The organism is Desulfotalea psychrophila LSv54, from assembly GCF_000025945.1.
In the GTDB taxonomy this organism is placed as follows: Bacteria; Desulfobacterota; Desulfobulbia; order Desulfobulbales; family Desulfocapsaceae; genus Desulfotalea; species Desulfotalea psychrophila.
The window spans coordinates 1,536,745-1,562,935 of record NC_006138.1; the positions used below are offsets into that span (position 1 = coordinate 1,536,745).

At 47.0% G+C, this 26,191-nt stretch carries 21 protein-coding genes; 3 read left to right on the forward strand and 18 right to left on the reverse strand.

Translation table 11 applies throughout. From position 1 onward, the window contains the following. Nucleotides 1-8 precede the first annotated feature (8 nt). The gene (locus tag DP_RS06995; RefSeq protein ID WP_011188616.1) at nt 9-1,556 is read left to right on the forward strand and encodes a hypothetical protein; all 1,548 of its coding nucleotides are present in this window, start codon (nt 9-11) and stop codon (nt 1,554-1,556) included. A gap of 371 nt (nt 1,557-1,927) precedes the next feature. Here DP_RS06995 and DP_RS07000 read toward each other — a convergent pair whose 3' ends face one another. From DP_RS07000 to DP_RS07010, 3 genes are all read right to left on the reverse strand, one after another. Continuing rightward, entirely contained in the window at nt 1,928-2,305 is a 378-nt protein-coding gene (locus tag DP_RS07000; protein ID WP_011188617.1) for a PH domain-containing protein, read from the reverse strand. Between the two features lie 30 nt (nt 2,306-2,335). Next, the gene (locus DP_RS07005; RefSeq protein WP_011188618.1) at nt 2,336-3,295 is read right to left on the reverse strand and encodes a DMT family transporter; all 960 of its coding nucleotides are present in this window, start codon (nt 3,293-3,295) and stop codon (nt 2,336-2,338) included. Between the two features lie 67 nt (nt 3,296-3,362). Continuing rightward, entirely contained in the window at nt 3,363-4,103 is a 741-nt protein-coding gene (locus DP_RS07010; protein WP_011188619.1) for a DUF4197 domain-containing protein, read from the reverse strand. Between the two features lie 556 nt (nt 4,104-4,659). On the opposite strand from DP_RS07010, the gene DP_RS07020 reads away from it, so the two are divergent. Both DP_RS07020 and DP_RS07025 read left to right on the forward strand, forming a co-directional pair. After that, nucleotides 4,660-5,817 (forward strand): iron-containing alcohol dehydrogenase, encoded by a 1,158-nt coding sequence (locus DP_RS07020; RefSeq protein WP_041278448.1) that lies wholly within the window; start codon nt 4,660-4,662, stop codon nt 5,815-5,817. An 89-nt stretch (nt 5,818-5,906) separates the two neighbouring features. Next, on the forward strand, nt 5,907-7,016 hold the full coding sequence (locus DP_RS07025) for an NADH:flavin oxidoreductase (protein ID WP_011188621.1): 1,110 nt from the start codon (nt 5,907-5,909) through the stop codon (nt 7,014-7,016). Between the two features lie 86 nt (nt 7,017-7,102). On the opposite strand, the gene DP_RS07030 is transcribed toward DP_RS07025, so the two are convergent. The 15 genes from DP_RS07030 to DP_RS07100 all read right to left on the reverse strand — a co-directional run bounded on the left by DP_RS07030 (nt 7,103) and on the right by DP_RS07100 (nt 25,834). Next, nucleotides 7,103-7,783 (reverse strand): hypothetical protein, encoded by a 681-nt coding sequence (locus DP_RS07030; protein WP_011188622.1) that lies wholly within the window; start codon nt 7,781-7,783, stop codon nt 7,103-7,105. Nucleotides 7,784-7,829: 46 nt separating this feature from the next. Further along, nucleotides 7,830-8,903, reverse strand: coding sequence for a ribosome small subunit-dependent GTPase A (gene rsgA, locus DP_RS07035; protein WP_011188623.1), 1,074 nt, complete (start codon nt 8,901-8,903; stop codon nt 7,830-7,832). Nucleotides 8,904-9,443: 540 nt separating this feature from the next. After that, entirely contained in the window at nt 9,444-9,821 is a 378-nt protein-coding gene (locus tag DP_RS07040; protein ID WP_011188625.1) for a RidA family protein, read from the reverse strand. 10 nt (nt 9,822-9,831) lie between these two features. Further along, nucleotides 9,832-11,031, reverse strand: a complete 1,200-nt coding sequence (locus DP_RS07045; RefSeq protein WP_011188626.1) for a YgeY family selenium metabolism-linked hydrolase — start codon at nt 11,029-11,031, stop codon at nt 9,832-9,834. Between the two features lie 55 nt (nt 11,032-11,086). Further along, entirely contained in the window at nt 11,087-12,616 is a 1,530-nt protein-coding gene (locus DP_RS07050) for a BCCT family transporter (protein ID WP_049785025.1), read from the reverse strand. A 14-nt stretch (nt 12,617-12,630) separates the two neighbouring features. Next, complete coding sequence (locus tag DP_RS07055; RefSeq protein ID WP_041277735.1) at nt 12,631-13,797, reverse strand: M24 family metallopeptidase; 1,167 nt, start codon at nt 13,795-13,797, stop codon at nt 12,631-12,633. A 23-nt stretch (nt 13,798-13,820) separates the two neighbouring features. Then, entirely contained in the window at nt 13,821-15,032 is a 1,212-nt protein-coding gene (gene dpaL, locus DP_RS07060; RefSeq protein ID WP_011188629.1) for a diaminopropionate ammonia-lyase, read from the reverse strand. Between the two features lie 173 nt (nt 15,033-15,205). Continuing rightward, entirely contained in the window at nt 15,206-16,954 is a 1,749-nt protein-coding gene (locus DP_RS07065; RefSeq protein ID WP_049785026.1) for a sigma-54 interaction domain-containing protein, read from the reverse strand. A gap of 422 nt (nt 16,955-17,376) precedes the next feature. After that, complete coding sequence (locus tag DP_RS07070) at nt 17,377-17,814, reverse strand: hypothetical protein (protein ID WP_011188631.1); 438 nt, start codon at nt 17,812-17,814, stop codon at nt 17,377-17,379. Nucleotides 17,815-18,217: 403 nt separating this feature from the next. Then, nucleotides 18,218-19,168 carry an agmatinase gene (speB, locus tag DP_RS07075; RefSeq protein ID WP_041277736.1) on the reverse strand — a complete coding sequence of 317 codons (951 nt, stop codon included), beginning with the start codon at nt 19,166-19,168 and terminating at the stop codon, nt 18,218-18,220. Nucleotides 19,169-19,196: 28 nt separating this feature from the next. Further along, nucleotides 19,197-20,813: a BCCT family transporter gene (locus DP_RS07080; RefSeq protein ID WP_011188633.1), complete on the reverse strand. Its 1,617-nt coding sequence runs from the start codon at nt 20,811-20,813 to the stop codon at nt 19,197-19,199. A gap of 284 nt (nt 20,814-21,097) precedes the next feature. Beyond that, nucleotides 21,098-21,775, reverse strand: a complete 678-nt coding sequence (locus DP_RS16700) for a GntR family transcriptional regulator (protein WP_049785027.1) — start codon at nt 21,773-21,775, stop codon at nt 21,098-21,100. Nucleotides 21,776-22,138: 363 nt separating this feature from the next. Further along, a complete protein-coding gene (locus DP_RS07090) occupies nt 22,139-23,191 on the reverse strand; it encodes an ABC transporter ATP-binding protein (RefSeq protein ID WP_041277737.1) in 1,053 nt (350 codons plus the stop codon). After that, the gene (locus DP_RS07095) at nt 23,191-24,822 is read right to left on the reverse strand and encodes an ABC transporter permease (protein WP_011188636.1); all 1,632 of its coding nucleotides are present in this window, start codon (nt 24,820-24,822) and stop codon (nt 23,191-23,193) included. Before DP_RS07095 ends, DP_RS07090 begins: the two co-directional genes overlap by 1 nt. A 7-nt stretch (nt 24,823-24,829) precedes the next feature. Further along, nucleotides 24,830-25,834, reverse strand: coding sequence for an extracellular solute-binding protein (locus DP_RS07100; protein WP_049785028.1), 1,005 nt, complete (start codon nt 25,832-25,834; stop codon nt 24,830-24,832). Nucleotides 25,835-26,191: the final 357 nt, after the last annotated feature.

Genomic DNA, 26,191 nt, shown 5'->3' on the forward strand with positions numbered 1-26,191 from the left:
CCGAAAAAATGAAATTACCTCTTTTTTGCAAAGGCGATATAGGTGCACTTGCCTATATCTTGGCCAATAATATTGTTAATTATATCATCGTTATTGCTACACTTTCTGGCGTGTTGGGCTGGCCGGATGAAATTGTCTATGGCCGGGTGATTCCAGGGCTATCAATGGGGCTTATGGTAAGCGGTCTTTACTATGCCTATATTGCTCATCGCCTTGCGCTCAAGGAGGGGCATAGTGTTACCGCTCTTCCTTCAGGTGTCTCCACTCCGGCGATGTTTGTTATCCTCTTTGGGGTAATCATGCCCCTGCATTACGCCCTTGATAACCCTGAGCTTGAATGGTCCGCCGCCGTTGCCGCCTGTTTTCTTGGCGGAGTCATTGAGTTTATGGGCGGATTTATTGGTCCATGGCTTAAGGCCAAGATTCCACGGGCTGCGCTTTTAGGAACTGTTGCCGGTATTGGTTTTATCTGGATGTCCACTCAAGGGGTTTTTGATCTCTACAGTGATCCTATTGTTGGCCTGCCAATTTTAGCCGTTGCCCTTATGGGCGTTTTTGGTGGATACCTCTTTCCCAAAAGAATTCCACCCTTTGCTGTGGCCATTGTCGGCGGTATTGTTTATGCCTTCCTCCTCGGGCGTACCAGCATTGATTTTACCGGGATTGGTTTCTATGCGCCAAATCCGGTAAATGGTTTTGAGGCGCTGGTTAGCGGCTTTGCCGTGGTTCTGCCCTATCTTTCGGTTATTATCCCCATTGAGATCTATAACTTCATTGAGACCATGGATAATGTCGAGTCGGCTAATGCGGCGGGGGACAACTACAATGTTCGCCATGCTCAGTTTGCTGATGGTATCGCTACCATGATCTCCGCTCTTTTTGGGGGGGTAGTGCCCAATACTGTTTGGCTTGGCCACGCTGGTCTGAAAAAGGCGGGTGCGGGTATTGGATTTTCCTGGGTTGGGGCTCTGCTACTAGGCTTTTCTGGAATATTTGGCCTCTTCACCTTTTTTAGTGCCCTGGTGCCACCGGCAGTTGCCGCTATCACCTATCTTTGGTGTGCCACCGTTATGCTTTCCCAAGCTTTTCGAGTTTGCGATCCCAGGCATTATGCGGGTATTGGTATTGCTATGGTTCCCCCCATCGCCGATTATCTCTATACTCAGATTACCGGAGCCGTGGGTATGTCTGGGGTCTGGGCTGAGACCCAAGCCTCTGGACTTACTGGATATCAGGCTGAAGTAACAAGAAATCTTTTGGATGCAGGAGTTATGTGGAACGGTGTCCCGGCGGTTAAGGCGGGTGCCATTATCATCGGAATCATCCTCGGCAGCTTTGTGGTTTTTATTATTGATAGACGACTCGACAAAGCAGGAATCGTTGCATTTGCTGCGGCTGGGCTCTCATGTTTGGGTTTTATCCATAGCGCCATGCTTGGCTTTTTCCCGCACTCACCCTTTGTTCTTGCCTACCTTATCATGGGCGCTGTCTGCCTTCTTCTCCATAGCGGGCGGGGCAGGTGGTTTGATGGTGAAAAAGATTTTGATTATGTCTAGCCAGAGTTACGCTTAGTCCAACAAATAAAGCCCCATAATAGCAACTATTATGGGGCTTTTTGTTGGACTAAGCGGGCCCTACTCGGTAAGAGCGGCCTTTCCTCCATCGGCGATTCCATACTTGCAGCGGCCAGGACTCCACCATATCAGGGCAGGATCAGATGGAACTCTTCATCGGTAGAAATGTTGCACCTATTGTTTGAACTCAGCGTGAAATATTATACATCTTTTAAAGATAGATGTTGGGGCCTCTAAAATTGATTGGTGAAAATCACTTGGTTTTTAACGGTCTTGAAGGAGATATATCTCTGCATGAAGGATAGGTTCCAGGCGATAAGTGGGCCGGCAGAGAGGCTGGCCCACTTTTTGTCCTAAGCGAGAATGTGTTGGCTTATCAGCCTGTTGAAGCCGACAATATCAAAGCTCCCTCGTATCTCAAAGGCAACTCTGCCAACTGCGCTGATATAGATCTCTATTTCACAGTCAAGATCAAGACTTCCCGATGTTTCCACGGAAAAGGTCTGGATTTTAGCGTAGGGAATTGAGGTGTAGTCTACCTTGGAGCCTGTCAGTCCCTGCACATTTGCGGCAATGATTCGTTTATTGGTGAAAACTACCTGATCCCTGATGGTCTTAAAGGTGGCAAATATCTTCTCCCCGTCGATGAGAAAGAGAGATATTGCCTCCAGGGCCTTGCTGTTATCAATGGGCTTGAGCTTAAAAAGTTCTGACTTGTCAAAATCGATCATATTCTTTTCCTTTTGCCTGGTTTTGCATGCTTAGCATGCGGACTCGCACGGTTTATGTTTTTTCTGGCACCATACAAGCATAATAATCCCCGTCACTATAAGCAATAGACCAATGATGGCTGCCAGATCGGGTAGGGGGGAATCGAGGAAAATCATGCCACCAACCAGGGCAAAGCCCACCTCCGTTGCCTGACTTGCATCAACGCCCGCCAGTTCCGTTGAATCCTTTGCTTTGCTTCTTGCAGCCAGAAAAATGGTGGTGGCAAGAACACCGGAGAAAAAGGCAACAAGGGAGCTGTTGAGGACCTGTGTAGGGCTTGGCAGCGGTGGATGCAGAATGCAGATAAGTACGATCCATAGGGGTACAGAGCCCAGGGAGAGGAGCATGACCTTGTTAAAGGTGTTGTCCAAAAGGGGGGAGTCAATCTTGGGGAGATGGCGGTGTCCTCCTATTTTAGCCTCCCAGACCAGCTGGTTGCCAAGCGGATAGCAGAATGTGGCAATCATTACAGGTAGGGCTCCAAGCATTATGGTATGGAGATTAACCTCTCCCATATGTGACAGGTTGACCAGGCAGGCACCGATAAAGATAAGTAAGGCGAAGAGCCAGACACGTTTAGGGAGTGAGCGACCGAATAGGATAAAGATAAAGAGACTTGCAACTACAGTGAATTGCCAGGTGGTGGCAATTATCCATCCCGGTGTAAAGTCCGCACTAAAGCAGAGAAGGGCATAGAATGCGCCAAAACCAATGCTGCCGCTAAGGAGCCAGAAGATCCAGTTTGAGGCAAAGAGCTTGAGGACATCTTTTATCTGGCGCAGGCCTCCCTGGCTAAAGAGGATGGCAGATAAGAATATAATCATAAAGAGATAGCGCAGAGATGCTGACCAGAGCCAATGTCCGCCAGCCACACTCATTACCTCATTTAAGAGAAATGTGGAGCTGAAAAATGCCCCCGCCAATGTTCCAAGTAAAATCGATTTCAACATCTACTCATCCTATCTGTAATAAACTATCAGGTCAGGGAAATTCCTTCCCGTCTTGCAAAATTCGGCATCACTGAGGGCCAAATACCTTTTGCAGGAGGGCAGTGGTCTGTTTAAGGGGGTTTTCCCGGATAGCAATCTCTTCCTGGCTAATATAGTAGAATATGCCGTCCATTCCCTCCTGCACAACATAGTCCGTTAAATTTGCTTTGACGTCGGGTACAAATGGCAGATTCTGGTATTCTCCCACTACCCTGTCAAAGGCCTGCATAGCACCTGCCTGGGCGAGGCTTTTTTCTACTATGGGTTGCATTTGTCTACTCAACTCCGGAGACATTTTTCTTTGGAAGTACCTTGTGGCAGAATCTTTTGGGCCGTTATAGATGGTTTTTATGTCGTCAAAGGTCATCTCCGAGATTGATTGCAGGAAAAGTTTTTGGGCCTTGGGGGTGGCAGCTTCGGCTGCCCGGTTAAGTCTCAGCTCAAGGTCATCAAGCAGTGGGGACATGCCAATTTTGTTCAGTACAGATTTAACCGTATTGAGTTCTTTCGGTAGTGGTATATGAATAGCAGGATCAGCATTGAAGCCATTACTCTGGCCTAACTGTTTAACCACTTTTTCGGCGCCAAGGCGGAGTGCCTGCTTGAAGGCTAAGTCCATCTCACCGACACTGGGTTTCGCGGCTGTTGTTTTTTCTACGCTTTTTAGCATATCCATGCCCTTATCGAACCAACTCTCTGTTGCACTGGCCTGGCTTGCTACAAGCGGGAACAAGAGGACAAGCAGACTAACCATTTTGTAATTTTTCATAAAGGGGCCTTCCGGGAAAATGAGTGCTGTTTTTTGTTTATCCGATTATGCCATTTGCAGAAAATATTAGTCAGAAGAGCAAGCCCCTCTTCTACTTTCAGGCAAGCGCCTGCCTGGGGACTGTTCTCTTGCCCTATAGGGGGAATATGATCTTGCCGGCCAAGCCATACTAGCACATTATCTGAAAAAGGCGATTTGATTACAGCGATTAAAGTGCTCTTCTTGAGGGTGGACACGATCCTTTGCCTGTGTTTATGATGAGAAAATCACCAAGAGTCAGAGACTAAAAGCAGTTTTTCTGGATATCTGTTTGAGATTGTTTGTAGAAAACGGCTACAATAAGGGTGGCAGTGAAAAATGTTGCCAGAGATGATATGGAATGAGCATCTCAGAGGCAAAGAGACAATTAACTATAAGCCCTTAGAAACATTGCTCCACGGGGGGGGCTCCTCCCTGAGGATGAATGCTGACCCTATTGATGTCGGTAGAGATGGACATCGATTAGAAGGGGGCGATGGCATTTTTTTTCAAGAGTAGAGAGATAAGGAAGGGTAAAATGCTAGATTTTAATTTTAGAAATCCCACCAATATTCTTTTTGGCAGGGGCAAGATAGCTACCATTAATGAGCATATTTCTCCAGGCAGTCGCGTGTTGATCCTCTATGGGGGAGGCAGCGTCAGGGCCAACGGAACATTGGCTCAGGCCACTGCGGCTTTGGCTGGTTATACTCTCTTTGAGTTTAGCGGTATAGAGCCCAATCCATCCTATGAAACGCTGATGAAGGCGGTCGAGCTGGTACAGGATGAGTCTATTGATTTTCTTCTGGCTGTGGGCGGCGGTTCTGTTATTGACGGCACAAAATTTGTGGCTGCGGCGGCCCTCTTTGAAGGGGAGCCATGGTCGATTCTTCTCGATAGGGGGGCATCCATAGAAAGGGCTCTGCCCATGGGCACGGTACTTACCTTGCCGGCTACGGGATCAGAGATGAATCGCGGGGCAGTGGTGACTCGTAGAGCGCTGCAGGCAAAGTTGGTTTTTCACAGCTCTCATGTCTTCCCTCAGTTTTCTGTGCTGGACCCTGAAAAAACATATAGCCTACCATTAAAGCAGATCAGTAATGGAGTGGTTGATGCCTATGTGCATGTGATGGAGCAGTATCTGACCTATCCAGTCAATGCTATGGTGCAGGATAGATTTGCCGAGGGGCTTTTGCTCACCTTGCTTGAGGTGGGGCCAAGGGCGCTTGCAGATCCAGAAGATTATGATTTGCGTGCCAACCTGATGTGGTCTGCCACCATGGGTCTAAATGGCCTAATTGGGGCGGGGGTTCCTCAGGATTGGGCTACCCATATGATCGGCCATGAACTGACTGCAGCCCATGGCCTTGATCATGCCCAGACTCTGGCGATTATTCTGCCCAGTCTCTTGACTGTATGTCAGGAGGATAAGTGGGCAAAGTTACTTCAGTATGCCGAGCGCGTTTGGGGATTGAAGGGGGGAGGCGAGGAGACGCGGATTGAAGCTGCCATTGCTCTCACCCGTAAATTCTTTGAGCAGATGCGGATAAAGACTCACCTCTCTGATTATGGTATTGGTGAGGAGAGTATCCCAAGGCTGTTGCAGCAGTTGGAAACCCATGGGATGGTGGCCTTGGGTGAGCGTCAGTCAGTCACCCTGGATGTGAGTAAGAAAATTTTAGAGATGAGCCTCTAATCTCATTTTAGCTGTATAAAAGTACATGGTTAAGGCAGGAAGGGGGAGGGCTTCTGCTCCTGTTCATCCATGCATACCAAAGGGAAAATATGTCTGAACTATTTGAATTGGCAAAGATAAATGGACTGGAGCTAAAAAATCGTTTTATCAGATCGGCAACCTATGAGGCCATGGCAGGTCTTGATGGCAGGGTGACTGATCAACTTTTGCTCTATATGGCAAATCTTGCTCAGGGGGAGCTGGGACTCATCATTAGCGGGCACACTCATGTGACTCTGGAAGGGCAGGCTGGTCCCAGGCAGATGGGCATATACTCCGATGAGATGATCGAGGGTTTGCAGAGGTTTACCGCCACGGTTCATGAAAATGGTGGCCTCATTGCTGCCCAACTGGCTCATGCTGGCCTACGGGCTATTGGCAGAAATGAATATGCGCCCTTGAGTCCTTCAGATCTCTTTGCGGGCAGCCTGAAGGTTGCCTCAGAGATGACCGTTGACGATATAGCCAGAACGGTCAAGGCCTTTGGCGATGCGGGGCAGAGGGCCGTTGCAGCAGGCTTTGATGCGATCCAGATCCATGCGGCCCATGGTTACTTGCTCAGCCAGTTTTTATCCCCCCACTATAATACCAGAGATGATCTCTACGGTGGTAGCTTGGAGAATCGGGCCCGCTTTCTCATCCAGGTTTATGAGGAGATCAGGCAAAGAGTCGGAACCTCATTTCCAATCATGGTGAAGATCAATTCCGAGGATTTCCTCCCTGGCGGAATCACGACGGAGGAGGTACTAAAGGTATGCCAGATGCTTGAGGAGAGTGGGATAGATGCCATCGAGATGAGTGGTGGCACCCTTGAATCTGAGGAGCTTATTCCCTCTAGGGTCGGTACGGCAACGTCAGCTGAACGAGAGGTTTACTATAGAAAGGCAGCCGAGGCCTTTAGAAAGAAGAAGATAGCTGTGCCGCTTATTCTGGTGGGCGGGTTTCTCTCCCTCTATATTGCCGAAGAGGTGGTAGCATCAGGGCTAGCCGACTTTGTGGCCCTTTCAAGGGCCCTTGTTAGAGAACCGCATCTTGTTAAGAGATGGGCGGCAGGAGATAGAAAAAAGGCAACCTGTATTTCATGCAATAAGTGCTTTTTAACCCTTGCCATGCCGGAGGGCCTGTACTGTGCCGTTGAAAAAAAGGCCAGACGTAAATGAGAATAGTTGGCTCCCATATCGGTCTTTGAGGAGGTAGGAAACGGCATTCCGGGACCTTTGGTCCCGGAATGAACGTCTCAAAGAGGTCAGGCGCCGACCTTTGCTATTGGTCTCTTATTATAAAGGGTAAAATCTGTGAGATTGACGTTTGCTGAGTAGCCGATACCCCCCTGCTCGAAGATGATGAGTAGGGTCGTAGGGGTGATTACTCTCTGGCCGATAAAGGTGTTAACGCCCTGCAGGATCTCTTTGTAGCCCGCGCCCGTTGGTAGCGAAAGGCCAATGGTGAGAGTGTCGTCACCGGTAAGTCGTTTGTCTTCATTTGAGTCAGTCTTTACCACCCTGTAGAGAATTGCCTGAACATCTTTTTCCCTTCTTTCTGAAAGAAGCTCAAAATCCACTATTAGATATTGATGAGAGCTTAAAAGCCAATGCTGCTCATTAGTTGTGCCGTTTATGAAGAGATAGTTTCTCGCCGAGGTGGATGATTTGCTGTAGTAGGATTGGGCATAATTTTGCTCAGACCTCAAGGGGCTCATGACGTAGGGTCCGCCTTCAATATTTGTTAAATATCCCAGCTGCCACTCTTCTTTGATAGCATCTTTTTCTTCAACATTGACGATATTACTGCTACTTCTCTCTCTGACTATGTCGGTGATTATCTTGTATCCGGCGAAAGTGGATATGCCAATGGCAAGCACCCCTGCTACCATGAGGAGCAAACCGTTAATACGCCAAACAAGTGTGAAAAACCTACTCTCTTTCATCTGTCCTCTCCTGATAATTGATATCTTGCCCTAAAGACCTCTCTGCCTAGCCGCGTTTAATTCTTTTTTTGCTACCCTTGGCGGTGGCATGGCCTTTACGTTTTTCGATGGCTCGGAGCTGGGCCTCTTCTTTTTGGGCTGCTTCCTGAACTTCCTGAACAAGCTTGAGATAGCTGGCGAGACGTTCCAGGGAGAGCTGTCCGGACTCAGCTGCTGCCGTGACGGCGCAACCTGTCTCTTCGGTATGACTACAGTCTCGAAACCTACAGGAGTGGGAGAGCTCTTCAATATCCGGGAAGACTTGACTGATCCCCTCTGTTGATCCGGTCAAACCGATGGCCCGGATTCCTGGGGTGTCAATGATGATACCGTGGCCGCTAATTTGAATGAGTTCACGGGCAACCGTTGTATGTCTGCCCTTGCCGTCTCCTTCACGGACCGCCCCCGTTGCCTGACGCTCTGTTCCGGCCAGTGAATTTACCAAGGTCGATTTGCCGGCACCCGAGGGGCCGATGAGAACAGCGGTTAAGTAGCCTGTGATATAGCTTCGCAGTAGCTCTGCTGCCTCTGCTGTTTTTGAATTTACCAAGGCTATTTTCACCCCCATGGCAACGGATTTGACCATTTCCAGGGTTGCGTCTGGATCTGCTGCCAGATCTGCCTTTGTTAGGAGAACAACGGGGGTGGCACCTGAATCCCAGGCAACAGAAAGTTCGCGCTCCATACGGCGAAGATTAGGCTCTTCGGCGATGGGATGGACGATGAAGACCGTGTCAATGTTCGCAGCCAGAGCCTGGGCTCCGGATGTCTTGCCGGCACTTCCCCGGGTGATAAGACTCTTGCGCTTGAGTACGGCCTCAAAGAGGAGAACATTGGGGGTGTCGGAGGGAAAGGCCACTAACCAGTCGCCTACGACGGGCAGCTTGGTCGTCCCCTTGTTGGCCTTAAGAAAGCGAGCAGATGGCTTTGCCCGAAGCACGCCGTTTGTGGTGGCAACGAGCATACTGCCACGATCGCCGCGGATAACTCGTGCTGGTATATTCTCTCCCGTATGGGAGTCAAAAAGGTTCTGCCAATACGCTGACCACCCTAACTCTGAAAGCAAAGCATCTTCGCTCAATACAATCTCCTTTATAACCGGGCCTGGGATGGGCCGTGGACTTATTACGCTGATTTGGTAGGACCCGTGATTTGGCTAATGAACAGGTCGGGTACTGTCTTCTCTGCAGAATGCAGACATTCATCCTTTGGTAACAAACTACAGGGCAATAATCAAGGAGAAGGGGGATTGTTTTAGCTGTCTTTTCTTGGCGCCAGGTGAATTTATTCTGATATTTCTTTTACCTGTTTGTTTTTGTTGAGCATATTGTCCTCACCTTAAAATGGTGAAAAGTTGTTAGGAATATTGTCTGACTATATTTCGGACTGACTGAGAGATACAGTTCCTATAGGCCTCTTTATTTAAGTAGGAAAAGAGCTTCTTTTTCTGAATGGTATCAACTGTCATTGTTGGTGTGGTGACGCGTAGGTGAGTATGAATGTGTTGCTGTATCTTGAAAAAGGAGAGGCGGGGCTGAGTTAATATTCTTGTAAGATTTGAGGTGGAGGGTGCTGCCCTCTTCATATTTTTGAGAAGAAAGCAGCAATTCGTTCTTATCTATTATAAATTGACAATTGCCTCAATTTCAATGCAACCATCAAGGGGAAGTTTGGCCACTTCAAAGGCACTTCGAGCAGGAAAAGGCTCGGAGAAAAATTCTGCATAAACGATGTTTGCTCGGACAAAATCTTTCAAATCTGCTAGAAAAACGGTTGTTTTAACAACTTGATCCAAGGTTCCGCCAGCCTCTTCCACTACTGCTTTGAGGTTGTTAAGGGATTGACGAGTGCAATCCTCGATGCTTCCCTCGCACATTTTTCCGGTTTCAGGATTTATTGGTAGTTGTCCTGAAATGTAGAGGGTATTGCCACTTTTGATTGCCTGGGAGTATGGTCCTACGGCATTTGGTGCTTTATCTGTTTTGATTTGGACTTTCATTTTGAGTACCTTATTTTTTTTGTAAATAGATTATTGGAATTGCGGCATACATTTGGGTTGCCTTAAGAACCTGCTCTTTTGCTACATATTCGTTGGGCACATGGCAGGCATCCAGAGTGCCAGGACCATAACCAATAACGGGTATTTGATGTTTGCCCATGATACCAACGCCGTTAGTTGAAAATGGCCATGTAGTCAGGGTTCCTTCTTTCGCGAAGAGTTCTCGGTAGGCCATCAGTGCAGATTTGGTTATCCTGTGTTCTTTTTCGAGTTTCCAGGCGGGGAAGATGCACTCTTTCTGGCATGGTTTTCCCGTATAAGAAGGTTCTGAAAAGGTGAAAAACTCAACTCGCGCTTCGGCCTCTTGTACTGCCGGGAGTTGTTTTACCTGATCGAGAGCGTATTTTGGTGATTCTCCCCAGGTAAGTCTGCGGTCAATTGATATTTCGCAATAATCGGCAACGGAGCAGCGGGATGGCGCATGGGCAGAAATTTCTGAAACAACAAGGGTGCCTTTACCGAGTTCTGGGTCTTCTATTTCTAGATTGTCGTTTAACTGTTCAAGTTCAGTTATGATGCGTGCCATTTTGTAGATAGCATTCTTACCCTTGTGTGGGGTAGATGCATGGGCACTGAGACCGGATACAGAGATCTTAAATTCCATCCGCCCTTTTTGAGCCAGAGAAATTTCATCATTACTTGGTTCGGCAAGGATAACAAAGTCTGGTTGCAATCCTTTTTTTTCGATTAAAAACTCCCAGGCAAGGCCTTCACATGGCTCTTCCTGGACAGTAGTACAAACCATATAGGTAAAATCCTCTAGCAGATCTAAGTCCTTGAGGATTTTCCCGGCATAGAGCATCGAGGCGATGGATGCCTTCATATCGGCGGCGCCACGGCCATAAATGTTCTTTTCATCCTGAGCGCCGGAGGTGGGGGATTGATGCCACTGCTTTTCGTCTCCATATCCCACAACATCCATATGGGCATCGACGCAGATGAGTTTGGGGCCATGTCCTACCGAACCACAAACATTGCCCATTTCGTCGATTTCAACCTTGTCGAAATCAAGGGCCCTCATCTTTTCGGCAACAAGCTGTGCGACCCGGCCTTCATCTCCAGAAAAGCTTTCTGTCTGGATAAGGGTACTTGCGAAATCGTAGATATTCTGTGCGTAGAATTTGCTGCGATCCTTAATATTATTAAACATAGTTACCTGGTTAGTGATGAGTGCGTGTATGAGAGTTCATACACGCACTACGATGCTATTTAAATTCTTCTCTGAACTGTTTGAATGTACTGATTATACATAAGAACAGAACAAACATAAGGGGCAGAGCAAAAATCAGGCTTATACTTTGTAGTAAATCAATGCCGTTTTTTACCCCTAACATAAGAGTCAATGCCATAGCAGCTTGGGCAATTGTCCAAATTATTTTCATTCTATTGCTAGGGTTTGGGTCACCATCAGAACTCATACTACTCAGTGTATATGTTGAGCTGTTAATTGAAGTGATAAAACAGGTAAAAAGAGCCAGTACAACTCCAACGGAAATTACTTTACCGAAAGGTAAGCTTTCGAGAACGATAAAGGTTGCTGCTTTAGAAGAAGCAGCTGCAGCTTTTATCACCTCAGGCGACGATTCGAGGCCGATGGTTCCAAAGAATGCTACCCAGATGAAAATTCCAAGACATGGCAAGATCATAGAACCAAGGATGAATTCGCGAACAGTTCTACCCTTTGAAACCCGAGCGATGAATGGTCCAACAAAAGGAGCCCAGGCGATAGCCCATGCATAGTAGTAAATAGGCCATCCTGTTATCCATGAAGTCTCTTTATCAGCGGCAAATGTTGGCAGCATCAAGGCATCTGAAAAGAAGCTGTTCATGTAGTTGCCAATTGTATCGAAGTAGACGTTAAACATTTTGGTGGTAGGACCGACTAATCCCACCAATATGAGTATGCCAACGAGCAGATACACATTGTAGTCAGAGAGTACTTTGATACCTTTCTCTAGTCCTGCTGTTGTACAAAATATTGTAATTATTGCTATTGTTGCGACTACTACAATTTTCACCAGATCGGAATCTGGTGTGCCGAAAAGGTATTTAAAACTAACACTTAACGAGAGACCTGTTTGGCCGAGTGATGTTGAAATCCCTGCGATTGCACCGAAGATACAGATAAGGTTGATAGCTTTACCTAAGGGGCCATTTGCCTTATCACGTCCCCAGGGAATCAAGATGTTACTGATGAGATTGGTTTCACCCTTACGGTACATCATATAGCCGAGGATCAGTCCTACTACAGAAAAAGCAGCCCAGGCTTGTATGCCTTGGTGGATAAAGCTTTGCTTCATTGCAAATTCAGCAGCTTCTGGTGAAAGTGGTGCGAGCCCTGTTGTCGCTAAGGGGTGTATATAGTGATATACTGGCTCAGCAACACCCCAATAGAGCATTACTGTTCCCATTCCCGCTGAAAAAAGCATACCCATCCAGGAAAATGTCGAAAAATCAGGGGTGGCATCATCTGGCCCAAGCTTAATATTTCCGTATTTGCTAAATGCGAAGAAAAACATCACCATCACATAAATAAATGAGCCTGCCATATATACCCAACCAAATCTATCAGTTAGGTATTTCATTGTTGTTATTCCTGCTTTGTAAAGCAAATCGGGGAAGAGCGCTCCACAAAGAACAACAAGAACAATGAAAGACATTGTGCTAGCGAAAAGCAATTTGCCCTGCTTGAGTTCGGGGCCTGCATGAGCTTTTTGTTGTATATCTTTAGACATCAATCAATTCCTCTCTATGTGATAATGGTAATCTGCTCGCTGGCACGACGGGTAAGCCATTCTGCTCCATCTTCGGTGATAACAATGTCTTCTTCGTGGACCATATCTTTACCTTTGGCATAGGTCATTCCCGGCTCCAGGGTAATAACCATTCCGGGTACGAGTGGGGTGTTGTCAGTGGCGGTGTTAGAGGGCCACTCTGTTAGCTGCGAACCAAGTCCATGTCCGAGGCGTCCAACTTCGTTGCCAAGAGCACCACCTGCCTCCATTACTGCCCACATTGCATTGTAGATATCTGTGGTTGTGGCTCCTGGGTGTGCTGCTGCAAATCCTGCGCTGGTTGCCTCGTAAACGCATTCGTAGGCTTTTTTGGTTTCAACGCTGCATTCACCAAAGGCGAAGTTGCGATCAAAATCAGAAAAATAACCGTCATAAACGCAACCAACATCGATGATAAGCACATCTCCTCTCTCAATATTGCGGGAGGTAGGTCCCATAATGATGCTGTCATAGCCGTCTGGACCGGAACCAGAGATGAGGTATTTGACAAATTCGGCCCCATCTTCCAACATATCGATACGCATTTGCCGGCAGATATCTCTTTCTGTTTGACCAACACGGGCATGTAGGGGAATACGATCAAAGGCATTGTTGGTAATTACGCACGCCTTTCGAATTTTGGCGATTTCGGCAGGAGATTTAACTGAACGCAATCGATGCATTTCAAGGGCAATGTCAACGAACTCTTTTCCCTGTAGGCGGGTAGAGAGATTGAGATAGTCGGTGGTTGGCATACGTAAATATGATTGAAGACCGAGTGTTGCACCAACTCTACCGTATTTGGTAGGAAGGGCGTTGAGAACTCCAGCGACCAGGGAGATACCGTCGTCTTCCGGGGCAGGGGATGACCAGGTTCTAATGTCATCAATCCATGTAGCCGCCATACCGCTTGCCCCAATACCCGGGATAACAGCAATAGGCTTGCCCTCTGTGGGAATTATGAGAAACCATGGGCGGGTAGGGCTTTCCCAAAATTGTGTGTAGTAACCTGTATAATATCGAATGTTTGGTTCGGTGGTGAGGAAAACTGCATCGAGTTTTTTCTCGCGCATAACTGCCTGCATCTTAGCTGTTCGTGCTTCAAATTCTGCATCGTCAAAACCGAATTCTCTTATGGTCATAGTAAAGCCTCTCTTTGCTGTTGTTATAGGTTGTCGCGTCCGTGCCATAAAACATCCCTGTACAATTCAGGGGAGGTATCACCTTCGGTGCTGATGCAGAGCACCTGTGCATTCAGGTCGAGGCCAAGCTTTTCCCGGGCCTCTTTTCCCTCTTCGCTGGTCATTACCCAGTGAAGAAAGCCTGTTGTTGCGGCTCCTGATTCTCCGGAGGTCACCTGTGGATCTCCTTTTATTGGAGCTCCCAAAACTCTCATTCCCGTTGCGGCAATATCGTCGGAGCAAGACGCATAGGCGACGGGATAATCTCGAAGCATTTCCCAGCTGGTTTTGTTGGGTTCACCGCAGGCGAGTCCGGCCATAAGGGTGAGGAGGTCACCTTCAACAGTGTGAGGTTTTCCGTCGTTTGCGCAGGCAGAAACATAAAAACAGTTCGCGGCATCGGGCTCTACGATGATGAATTTAGGGCAATCTTTGCCGAAGGCAGACATGAAAAAACCGATCATCGCTCCTGCAAAACAGCCAACTCCAGCCTGGAGTAAAACATGGGTGGGACGTTCAATACCCTGTGCCTGCATCTGTTCTAATGCCTCAAGGGCAAGGGTTGTGTATCCCTGCATAATTGTATTCGGAATGTCCTCGTATCCATCCCAAGCTGTATCTTGTACTGTGATCCATCCCTCCTGTTGTGCTTTGTCCCAGGCCATGCGAACACAGTCGTCGTAATTGAGTTCTGTTATGGTGCAGTCGGAGCCAAGGGCTTGGATATTGTCGCGACGGATGGGAGCAGAACCCTTTGGCATGTAGATAATGGCTTTTTTATTAAACTCTTTAGCCGCCCATGCCAGGCCTCGTCCATGATTCCCATCTGTTGTAGATGCGAAGGTGATATCGCCAATTTTGTCCGAGGTCTCTTTAGAACTCAGGTCAGAACAGCTTACTTCGGAGATATCTTTGCCAAGCATTTCAGCGAGTATTTTTCCTACGGCGTAGGAACCGCCAAGTACCTTGAAGGCGTTGAGACCAAAGCGATAGGATTCATCTTTTATCAGGATTGATCCAAGCCCAAGGTGTTCAGCAAGTTGGTCAAGTTTAGCCAAGGGTGTTGGCTGGTAGGATGGAAAGGTTTGGTGGAAGTCTCTAACTTTCTCAGCTACTTCTTTACTGAGAAGGGAGACCTCTGTCCCTTTTAATGGAGCTATTGGATTTTCATTAAATTTAATTCTAACACTAGACAAAATTATATCTCCCTCTTTGAATTATTGGTTGTCTTTGTATTAGCATAATGCGTGCCAAAATCGACAATACTGACAATAGTTCGAAAAAACAGGATCTTAGCCTTTTGCCTGAGGGGGAGGTATGTTTTTATTCACTTCTCGTAATGAGAAAAATTCTAGAAATGAGAAAAAGATTAATAGGTACTTGTTTTGCGGTATAGCGTTGCGAGGCTGATGCCAAGACTTTTAGCGGCCTGTCTTTTTCCTTCGGTGGAGTCACCGTACAGGGCAATAGCTCTTGTAATTGCTTGGAACTCTAACTCTTTGAGAGGTATTACCGGGGGGTGGTTATTTGGGCTGAGGGGTATGGTGGTGCCTAGGTTTTCGGGGTTTACTAAAAAGCCTGAATAGATGGAGGTTTCATCTATTTTTCCCTTCTTGTCTGCAATGTTAACAAGGTATTCTATGGCATTTTCAAGCTCTCTGATGTTGCCGGGCCAGAGGTATTTTTCCATACGTTGCCTAATGTTTTTAGAGAGAAAAATCTGGTCTTTGTTAAATAAATCACAGTATTTATTTGTAAAATGTTTGATGAGTAAGGTGAGATCTTCCATTCGATTTCGAAGTGGAGGTGTTTCAATGGGAATAACATTGAGGCGATAATAAAGGTCGTTTCTGAACTTATTTTGCAGCATCATCTCGTGGAGATTATCATTACATGCGGCGATTATACGAATGTCCACCGAGATAGGGTTTGCAGCCCCGAGTCGGGTGATGGTTCTTTCCTGCAGAACCCTGAGCAATTTTACTTGCAAATAAAGGGGCATAGAAGATATCTCATCGAGGAAAATTACGCCACCTGCCGCAAGCTCAAACTTGCCAATTTGACCTTGTTTGGATGCCCCTGTGAAGGCTCCACCAACATAACCAAAGAGCTCACTTTCAAGTAAGGTATCAGGGATGGCTCCGCAGTTAATGGCAACAAAAGGCTCCTTGTTTCTATTGCCAGAAAAATGAATAGCTCGGGCAACCAGCTCTTTTCCTGTGCCACTTTCGCCAGAGATAAGAACCGATGAGTTGGTGTCTGAGGTTGCCTGTATTTGGCTTTTTAATGTTCTAATAAGAGGAGAGTTTCCGATAATATGCTGTAGTGATGCATCTTCCGGGGAACTTGGTCCTGAGGATAAAGATATAACAGATTGGATGGTATCAAAGATAAAAACAGAGGAGAATCTGCTTGTCTTGGAATCGAGCTTAACCCTTTTTCCTGCCAGTAGCTGTTGCCTATCTCCTTGTCTTATGATGAATTCGTCAAGGTCGGAGAATGTCACGCCTGTGGCTGTCAGGGAGAAATTCTCAAAATTAGAATTAAGGGTTTTGTGCAAAATTTCTTGGGCTCTGGCGTTTTTGAAAACAACTTTTCCGTTTGTGTCACAAATCATGGTGCCACGGTTGTTTATCTCTATGACCTCTGACATTGCATCAAAAAGATCGTTAAGATTTTTTTGAGCATGTTTTTCAAGTACATGGGCTGCGATACTGCTAGTGAGTAATTGGAGGAAATTTACATAAACATCTCTTTGCGGAATAAGTTTTTTTCGAATCTCTTCAGAGAAGCAGATGAGTTCCATTGCCCCATAGGTGTTTTTTCCGTCGGAAATGGGGGCACAGATAGAGAGGAGCTCATGGCATTGTTCTTTGGTTTGGCAACCCTTGCATATGCTATTTTTCCTGGGGTTTTCAATAAAAAGAGGTTTGGTACTTTTCAGTGTGGCTTTGAGAAGATTACCTGCTTTTTTTATGCTTTTCCCAATGTTTTTTGAGTAATCCCCAGTGCCTGCAATTCTGATGAGGTTGGTATCAACAACTTCAACTTCAAAACCAGTTACCTTGGATATTGTATCAGCGTAATATTGAATTTGTTTTTGCAGACTGAGTAACACGATTGCTCCTAATGATGGGGGTGCTTGGTTTACTATTTGCTTCCATAGGGGCAAGAGGATTGGGTGTATGAAAATTTACCAAATAGTTCGGCGAGGTTGTTATGAACAAGATAAACAGATTGGCTACATATTTTTATAAATAAAATTAAGGCCAGAGAAGTCTCCCCATATGGACATAGTAATATAACCGATTGTACGTGCTTTTTGCTATCTTTTACTGTCGGAGCGGATTTGTTAGCTTGGAAATGTCCACAACACGGTATTGTCATCTGCTTTTGGGCATAGTGTTTTTATTGATGAAATATCGTGAGCTAAAAAATGTTGGTAGGAGATAATGAAAAATAGAGGTGTTGTCTTTTTGTTGCCAGGAGTGTGCAGCAGGGATCCTGTTCAGCTCAGCTCAGCTCAGGATCCCCGTAGAACTATTTTTTAATCTTTACTATGGTACCCTCCAGAGCAACACCGGCCATCAGGGCTCCGGCTCCACATTGAAATGAGCTATTGCTTGAGTGGAGCTTGCTCTTGTAGTTGGATTTAATATTTATAACGGCATTGCCGCCTTGGCTGACAGCACTTTCTTCAAGAGCAATCATAGCCGAGAGAAATACCCACTGACATGCCTCCTTATCTGATTTATTAAAGGAGTTGGTTTTTTTGTTGGTGTTCACTGTACCGTAATTTTTTATTACCTTGCCGTGTTTACTCTTGCCAAAGTAAAAACTTACATCGCCACTGAGTTTTGTTTGTGCCGCCTTCTGAGCGAGGGCCTCTTTTACGGAGTAGTTGCCCAGGCTGTCTCTTGCCACTGCCGAAGAGATCATTAACATGCTCAGTAGAATTGCCAGTACGATTGTCTTCATTTTTTCTCCCTATGAAATGTTCTAATATGGTTCCAGAATTGCGGAGCAATCTGTCACTGATTGTAGTCATCCTTTGTAGCAATCTTATATTGTCTTTGCTACTAATCTTTTTAAGAGAGGCATTCTTAAAAATAGGGCAGGTTTTCCTTGGAAGTCAAGCATGATAAGTCTATACAGATGAGTTGCCTGTTGCCAGCCTGAGGAGAATACGGGGCAGGCCGTTAACGGCTCTCTTCTGGAGAGAGTTTTTGGAAAATGGAGAGGTTTTTACTGACAGGGAGGAGGGGGCAGGATCTTTGCCCATTATTTGCTATGATAAATCGATGTATGCCCTGGAAAACCGACCTCTTGGTGAGGCCGGTTCTCCAGTACTTATTGGTCTACATCCGCTAATGAGATGTAGTTATCTTTTTGCCCTCTTGTTTGCTGCGACACAGGAGAGGAATGCATGCATGATGCCGGCGGCGGCAAAAGAGGTGATCTCTGCATTGTCTGACTCTGGAAGTACCTCCACCAGATCCATCCCCACCAGTTCCTGGCCTTGGCAGCAGTTAAGGACAAGCTTGAGAGCCTCATGGGTGGTGAAACCGCCAATCTCGGGAGTTCCTGTGCCCGGTGCATAGGCGGCATCAAGAAAATCAATATCAAACGACATGAAAACAGGGGTACCCGGGCTGATACGCTCTTTGATGCGCTTGATTGCCTCGTTTATACCTATTTCATGAAGCTCCCAGCCGGTGATAACCTGCATACCGCTTTCGCGGACAAACTTGAGCGAATCTCTGCCGTAGAGGGGGCCTCGGATTCCCGTCTGGGTGGACTCCTCAGGCTTGATCAAACCCTCCTTGATGGCCCAATGGAAGGTGGTGCCGTGGTTGTAGGGCTTACCGAAGTAATCACTTCCCGTATCCGAGTGAGCATCAAAGTGAATAAGGGCCACGGGGCCATGCTTCTTAACGATGGAACGCAGTTGCGGCAGGGTGATGGAGTGGTCTCCACCCATAACAACAGGAATGATGTCATTTTTTAAGAGGGCACTCATTCCCTCTTCAATGCGCTCAAATGACTCATCCAGGTGGCCGGGAATAATATCAATATCGCCGTAATCAACACCGCTACACTCTTCAAATATATCCACGTCAAGCACCTCTTCATAGGACTTGAGTATGGTAGAGGCAGCCCGAATACCAGCAGGCCCGAAGCGACATCCTGGCTTATAAGTGGTGGCAGTATCAAAAGGAATGCCAAGGACGGCAAAGTCTATATCCTGTAGATCCGTTTGATAGGGAAGACGCATAAAGGTTCTTATGCCACAAAAGCGGGGCGAGGCAAGGGCATTTACTGGCTTAGACATGGTCTGTTTTCCTTGTAATGATTTGTTTTTAAAGTGCTTCTTTTTGTAGTTGGCTCTTGAGGATTTCGCTCTTAAGCATTTCAATCTGTTCTATTTCGCTCTGGCGTTTTTCCATTTCGCTATGTTGCATTTCGCTCTTGAGGTCTTTTAGCAAAGACCAGAGCATAAAGATCATTCCGATACCAAAGGGGGCGCCGGCTATGATACATGCACTCTTTAATGCGCCGAGTCCGCCGCTTACTAAGAGGACAACTGCGAGGGTGCCGAGGAATGCGCCCCAAACCACCTTCATAAGGGTTTTGGGTTCGTAGGCACCCTTAGACATGAGCATGGCCACAAAGAATGAAGCTGAATCCGCCGAGGTAACGAGGAAGAGGATCATGTTTATAAAGACAATAATGCTGAGCAATTTGGCGAAGGGAAGGGTGCTGAGTAGCATATATATGCCGGAGCCTACATCTGCTGAAATGCTTGTCCACATGGGTGCTGTCTGGTTCATCTCTGCCAGAATGGAAGAGCCGCCAACAATGGTAAACCAGACAAGGCTAAAGGCGGTGGGAGCTAAAACGGCACCTACGATAAAGCCTCGGATGGTACGTCCACGGGAGATACGGGCAATAAATCCGCCGACAAAGGGAGCCCAGGCAATGGTTAGGAGCCAGCAGAAGAGGGTCCAGCTGGAAAACCACTTGCTGTGTTGTTGTAAGGGATCGGTATAAAAGGTCATGGGAATAAATTCACTGACATAGCTGCCTACGTTATTTACCAGCAGACGCAGCAGGGTATTTGTCTCTCCAAAAATAAGAATAAAGAGACACCATGAGATTGCCAGAATAATATTAACATTACTCAAAAAGGCCATGCCTCGGTGCAGTCCTGTTATGGCTGAAATAACATAGAGACCAATGATAATAGCCATAATGAGCAGCTTGCCCCCAACGCCAACTTCTATGCCGAAGATAAGTCCAGCCCCGTAGCTTAGGGAGATAATACCAAGTCCAAGGGCAGTACTGAGTCCTCCTACCGTAGCAATGGCACCAATGGTATCGAGGAGACGTCCCCACACGCTGGTACTTGCCTTGTCACCAAGCAGTCCGTGTAGGGCAACAGAGAGGGTCATGGGGCGATTCTGCCTAAAGGCAGGAAAGGCAATGCAGAGGCCCACTATGGAGTAGCCCATCCAACAGTGAATACCCCAGTGGAATGATGCTATGCGAATGGCGACAGGAAGAGCCTCGGGGCTGCCGGCAACAGCGCCGTAGGGGGTGTTCATAAAGTGGAACATGGGTTCAGCAGCACCCCATAAAACATAGCCAACGCCAATGCCGCAACTAAAGAGCATGGCGATCCAGGTGGTGGTGCTGAACTCCGGTTCATCACCGGCCTGTCCCAGGGTAAGGTTGCCATATTTACTGATGGCAACGCCAAAGCCCACGATGATACAGAGGGCCATAATTGAGACGTAAAGCCAGCCAAAGGTATCTGCAATATAGGCCCGTCCTGCCATGGCGTATTTACCTAAGATTTCAGGGTAGATGGCACCAAATACTACGATAGCAAGAGTTACCAGGGCGGTGGTATAGAAGAGAAATGGGTCGTATTGGCCCAGTAATCTTGTCATTAAATTGTTTTTTTGCTTCGACATAATATCCTCAAAAGTCAGTTAGATGGGGGCAAAAATGTTTCTGCTGTTAACGGTCAAACTATACTACTGCCACCTCCTTCCGCTTTGCGGGGGCCAAACAATGATACCATCTAATGTTTTGTTAGAAGCTTTAACTGGTGTATCAGATTTGGTAAAGAAAAAATTAATAGTCAATATTCGAGACAAATAATCGTGTAAAGACGAGTATTTACATTACTTTTTGTTGTGGCACAGCTACTCTGTTTTATTGGCCCCATCCTGGGACAGGGCCAAGGCTCTACTCTCTAATGGAAGTATATGGCAAATATATGTTCTTTATTGTACTCGAAATCCCAATGTCTCTCTTTTACATAGTATCGTAAATCTGTTTCATTCTTTTCCCGCAGGGCCCGAATGATCAGGTCATGTTCGTCACAGCCATCAAGGAACCAACGTTGCACAAAGTTGCGACGTGGCAGATCCCACAATCGATTTTGCACGGGGACAAGTATTCGTTCCGCAAACAGATTCGGTGCTACGGTCAGAAAATAGTCATGGGACTTTCTATGCAGGATATCGTATTGTTGAATATCTTCGGCGTAGATGCTTTTGCGCATCTCTTTCACCACCTCTTCCATCTCATCGAGGATGGATGCTGTATAATGAGGCATGCCACGTATACAGAGGGTGTTTTCCAGTGAGCCAATAACTTCGTAGAGGTATTGAAAATCTTCTTTTTCAAGTTTATTTACAATGACCTTACTACGGGGGTAAATCGTTACAATACCTTCAGCCTCCAAGCGAATAAGGGCATCACGCAGAGGTGTACGGCTAATTTGTAGATGTTCGCTTAACTCGGTAAGGTTGAGACTGTTACCGGGTAAAATTTCCCCCTCTTGCATACGTTTTCTTAAATAGTTGTATACTAGGTCACGGGCAACCCGAGAAATTTTCTTCTGGACTGTTTTCTTTTTATTCACCATACCTCTCAAATATGTTTGTTGATATATCAGATGCTATTCGTTTTCTATTCCTCTTTTCCCATTCTGTCAAGAAAAAATAAAAGATGCCTCTCCGCAGGCTTCTTGTCGATTGTCACCTGTTCTTGGCGAGGCTATAGCAGGCCATTTCTTGCTCTGCTTAGATACTTCACCTGTTATAATATGTACTTGGTATTTTTTTCTATAGCTGCCACTGCGTGGAAACTGAAAGAGGAGCAGGATTAAAGGAGGCAGATGGGGTAGAGGGAGAAATTGTCTAAGCCGATTCAGGAGAGATAAATATCATTAAACGCCCCTCGGTCTTTGCTTAGGAAATCGATTTCGGGGGTAAGCCATGGGGCTGATCTATTTTGCAAAGCACGATATTTGTTCAAGCCTATGGGATATTTTGACAGAGGCACCGACTCTGAGCTCTTCTCTGGCAAAGGTTAAGGTCTGACATATTTCTCCGCTGCCAAGTTTTAGTTGGTATAGGGAGCTCCCTCCACGAAAGGATTTGTGCGTCACCCGGGCCTCTATCTCGCCATCTTCCCCACAGTGAATCTCTTCCGGTCGGATGAGCACTCTCACCTCATCGCCCCTCTTATGGGGACCGGAAATATTCGTCTTGAGGAGCCCCAGGGCGCACTCTATCTCTCCCGCTTCCATAACTCTCCCGCAGATAAGTGCTCCGTCACCTATAAAGGTTGCAACCTCTGCTGTTGCTGGCTGGTGGTAAATATTATGGCAACTGTCCCATTGTTGCATCTTCCCATGGAATAAAAGGCCAATTTTATCGGCGACAGAGAAGGCCTCATACTGGTTATGGGTCACCAGCAGCCCTGTTGTCCCTGATTTCTTTAAAATATCTCTTACCTCTATAGTCAGCCGATCTCTTAACAGAGCATCGAGATTGGAAAATGGCTCATCGAGTAAAAGCAATTCAGGTTCAGGGGCAAGGGCGCGGGCAAGGGCGACGCGCTGCTGTTGTCCTCCCGAGAGCTCGTGCGGGTATTTGCCTAGGGCATCCTCTAAGCCAACCAGCTTCAGTAGAGAGCGGACCTTCTCTTTTTGCCTGGGGCGGGGCTTTTCCCGTATACCGAAGGCAATATTTTGCTCTACAGAGAGGTGAGGGAAGAGGGCGTAGTCCTGGAAAACCATGCCCACGGATCGTTTTTCAGGGGATCTGCTCATCCCTGCAGCTGAAACCACCTCTCCATTTATCTCTATCCTGCCCGACTGGATTTCTTCAAAGCCTGCAATGGTACGAAGCAGGGTTGTTTTGCCACAGCCGCTGGGGCCCAGTAAACAGCCGATCTCTCCGCGGGCAAGTGAGAGAGAGACATTTTCGATGATATTCTGTTCATCGTAGGACTTGGACACATTTTTTATCTGTAAAATAGTATCTTGGCTATTCATTAAGCTTCCTCTGTTTGGCGGATAAGCAGGATCACGGGTATAATAGATGCTAAGACCAAGTATAAACTTGGCAGGGCAGCTCGTTCCCACTCTCCTTCACTGGTGAGTTCATATATTTTTACAGCCAGGGTATCCCAGCCAAAGGGTCTGGTCATAAGGGTGATGGGCATCTCCTTAACAACATCCACCATCACCAGAATAAGTGCCGTTAGCAGCCCCTTTTTCAGGAGTGGAAGGTGGATGAGGCGAATCAGCCGCCGTCCCTTCACACCGGTGAGCGATGCCGCCTCATCAAGACTTGGACTTATGCCCAGCATGTTGCTGTCAATTGCGCTGAAACCGGCAGCAAGAAAACGGACAACATAGGCCATGAACATGACAAAGAGTGTGCCCTGAAAAACTGTGCCTATATTTACCTGAAATAAATACTGAGCGATGATCTGGAGTTGGTTATCAAGCCAAACGATGGGAATAAAAATACCGATCGCCAGCACTGTGCCTGGCAGGGCATATCCTATGGTAGAGACCTTTGCGCATAGGAGGTTGAGTCTGTGCGGTGAACGTCTCTTTACATAGCTAAGCAGCAGGGCGCAGAGACAGGTCAACACTGCCGCTCCGCCGCCTAGAAAAAGTGTCTGTCCCGCCTGGCTGGCATAGTTGGGTAGATCTTTTCCTGCCAGACCGATGGCCCAGTATACGAGTTGGATAACAGGCAGGACAAAGGCGAAAATGACCATCAGGGAGCAGGCTAGGGTCGCCCCCCGGGCCTGCCAGCCTTTGAGCTGGATTCTGCTATATGCATTTCTGCCCTTGCCATTTGAGTAAAAGCGCATTTTGGCTTTATATGATGCCTCGACCAATACCAGGACCAAGGCAAACAGCACTAAAATTGATGATAACTGGGCAGCCGCCTGCAGAGAAAAAAAGCCAAACCAGGCCTTATAGATGGCCGTGGTAAAGGTATCGTAATTAAAAACAGAGACTGTACCAAAATCTGCCAGTGTTTCCATTAAGACCAGGACCAGACCGCTGACAATCCACGGTCTTGCCATTGGCAGAGACACCTTCCAGAAGGCAATCCAGGGGCTCACCCCCAGGGTTTGGGCTGCCTCTATCAAAACTCGTCCCTGGCTTAAAAATGCTGCCCGGCTTAAGAGATATACATAGGGATAGAGGGTGGCGCTTATGACAATCACCACGAATGGCCTTGAGCGCACCTCGAAGATGAGGTCTGAGCAGCCGGGGATCATCCTTATTACCGACTGAACCGGGCCCGCAAAGTCCATCACGCCTATAAAGATAAAGGCCATCACGTAGGCAGGGATCGCCATGGGCAGGGTTAAGGCCCAGGAAAAAAAGGATTTCCCGGGAAATGAGCAGGCACCTGTCAACCAGCCAAATCCAACCCCGAGAATGGTGGTGCAGACCAGAACTCCGGCACCGAGCCAGAATGTATTGAGCAGGAGAGAAGTCAGCACCGTTTCAGAGAGGTGTCGCCAAATTTCCTGCTCAGCCTGAAAGACCGAGCAGAAAATTACTCCTATGGGGATAACGACCAGCCCTGCCAAGGTAATTGCAGATATCTGCCAGCTATCCAGCCCGGCCAGTCGTAGTTTGAGGAAGGTTCGCATGTCAGTCTTATTTGTACTCGGCGCGATCCATAAGTTTTATAGCCTCTGCCTGAAGCTCACCGTACTGAGCGACATTTAGTGGATTTCCCTTAAAATCACCCCATGTGGCCACAATCGGGTTGGCGGCAATACTCGGGTTAGCGGGATACTCCATATTCAAAGCGGCAAATTGCCCCTGGGCCTCCTCGCTGGATAACCACTCCACAAGTTTTACGGCCGCATCTTTATGTTTGGCGTGGGCGGTGATGCCTGCCCCGGAAACATTCATATGTACACCGCTGATCTCCTGGTTCGGCCAGAAGATGGCAAGAGGTAGCTCAGGGTTCTCCTTCATAAGACGACCGAAGTAGTATGTGTTAACAATGGTCATATCTCCCAGGCCTGCAGCTACTGCTTTCATTGCCTTGGTGTCGTTGCTAAAAGGATCTGTAGCAAGGTTTGCCACCCAGCCCTTAACAATTTCCTCTGCTTTTTCAACGCCATAATCAGCTATGAGGGAGGCAACAAGAGACTGGTTGTAGACCTTCTTTGATGTACGCAGCACCAATTTCCCCTGCCACTTCTTGTCGGCGAGGTCCTCATAGGTGGAGAGTTTATCGGCGATGCCGGTCTCGGTATTGTAGACAATTGTCCGTGCCCGTACGGAGAGACCAAACCAGTTATTCTCAGGATCCCTGAGGTTTTCTGGAATATTTGTTGCTAAAATGGTTGAATTTACGGGTTGCAATACGCCGGCCTCTTTTGCCTGCCAGAGGTTACCTGCATCCACGGTGATATAAATGTCTGCCGGGCTGTTTTCCCCTTCTGCCTTCAGGCGTTCCAAGAGTACCCCAGCCTTTCCCGTAAGAAATTTAACCTTAACACCAGTTTTCTGGGTATAGAGATCGAAAAGAGGCTTTATTAGATGTTCTTTACGTGCTGAATATACAACAACTTCTTCGCCTGCTGCCGATACAAAAATCGGTAGGCTGATTGTCATCGCCAGGGTTAATGCTAATAATCGGGGGAACATATTTTTCTCCATCTGTATAGAAATAAATAATAGCTGACTTATTTAGTCGTAGCTGTAAATGTTTGACAACCCTAAACTGGTAAGGGGGCGTGGTCAAGCAAAAAGATACCACAGTGTGGTGTCTTTCTCTGCTTTGTCTCGATTTCATCTTGTTAAATGGTTGAGATTAAATAGCTTATTCAGGCAGTGGAAATCTGATAAATGTAAGGGCTGCAAAATCTCATTTTAACGTCAAGGCTTATGGCAGGCAGTAATTTTCCACCCTTTTTTCGGCCGCAGCCACCCTGGGATTAAATGTTTTCAGTCTGGTCTTAGCCCTGTATTTTTTGTCATAAAAATGCTACAGATCCTCTGCCG

What these genes read in the sequence shown, in the direction of transcription:
- DP_RS06995 (WP_011188616.1), top strand. Translation starts at nt 9, where the DNA reads ATGAAATTACCTCTTTTTTGCAAAGGCGATATAGGTGCACTTGCCTAT.
- DP_RS07000 (WP_011188617.1), bottom strand. Translation starts at nt 2,305, where the DNA reads ATGATCGATTTTGACAAGTCAGAACTTTTTAAGCTCAAGCCCATTGAT.
- DP_RS07005 (WP_011188618.1), bottom strand. Translation starts at nt 3,295, where the DNA reads ATGTTGAAATCGATTTTACTTGGAACATTGGCGGGGGCATTTTTCAGC.
- DP_RS07010 (WP_011188619.1), bottom strand. Translation starts at nt 4,103, where the DNA reads ATGAAAAATTACAAAATGGTTAGTCTGCTTGTCCTCTTGTTCCCGCTT.
- DP_RS07020 (WP_041278448.1), top strand. Translation starts at nt 4,660, where the DNA reads ATGCTAGATTTTAATTTTAGAAATCCCACCAATATTCTTTTTGGCAGG.
- DP_RS07025 (WP_011188621.1), top strand. Translation starts at nt 5,907, where the DNA reads ATGTCTGAACTATTTGAATTGGCAAAGATAAATGGACTGGAGCTAAAA.
- DP_RS07030 (WP_011188622.1), bottom strand. Translation starts at nt 7,783, where the DNA reads ATGAAAGAGAGTAGGTTTTTCACACTTGTTTGGCGTATTAACGGTTTG.
- DP_RS07040 (WP_011188625.1), bottom strand. Translation starts at nt 9,821, where the DNA reads ATGAAAGTCCAAATCAAAACAGATAAAGCACCAAATGCCGTAGGACCA.
- DP_RS07045 (WP_011188626.1), bottom strand. Translation starts at nt 11,031, where the DNA reads ATGTTTAATAATATTAAGGATCGCAGCAAATTCTACGCACAGAATATC.
- DP_RS07050 (WP_049785025.1), bottom strand. Translation starts at nt 12,616, where the DNA reads ATGTCTAAAGATATACAACAAAAAGCTCATGCAGGCCCCGAACTCAAG.
- DP_RS07055 (WP_041277735.1), bottom strand. Translation starts at nt 13,797, where the DNA reads ATGACCATAAGAGAATTCGGTTTTGACGATGCAGAATTTGAAGCACGA.
- DP_RS07070 (WP_011188631.1), bottom strand. Translation starts at nt 17,814, where the DNA reads ATGAAGACAATCGTACTGGCAATTCTACTGAGCATGTTAATGATCTCT.
- speB (WP_041277736.1), bottom strand. Translation starts at nt 19,168, where the DNA reads ATGTCTAAGCCAGTAAATGCCCTTGCCTCGCCCCGCTTTTGTGGCATA.
- DP_RS07080 (WP_011188633.1), bottom strand. Translation starts at nt 20,813, where the DNA reads ATGTCGAAGCAAAAAAACAATTTAATGACAAGATTACTGGGCCAATAC.
- DP_RS16700 (WP_049785027.1), bottom strand. Translation starts at nt 21,775, where the DNA reads ATGGTGAATAAAAAGAAAACAGTCCAGAAGAAAATTTCTCGGGTTGCC.
- DP_RS07090 (WP_041277737.1), bottom strand. Translation starts at nt 23,191, where the DNA reads ATGAATAGCCAAGATACTATTTTACAGATAAAAAATGTGTCCAAGTCC.
- DP_RS07095 (WP_011188636.1), bottom strand. Translation starts at nt 24,822, where the DNA reads ATGCGAACCTTCCTCAAACTACGACTGGCCGGGCTGGATAGCTGGCAG.
- DP_RS07100 (WP_049785028.1), bottom strand. Translation starts at nt 25,834, where the DNA reads ATGTTCCCCCGATTATTAGCATTAACCCTGGCGATGACAATCAGCCTA.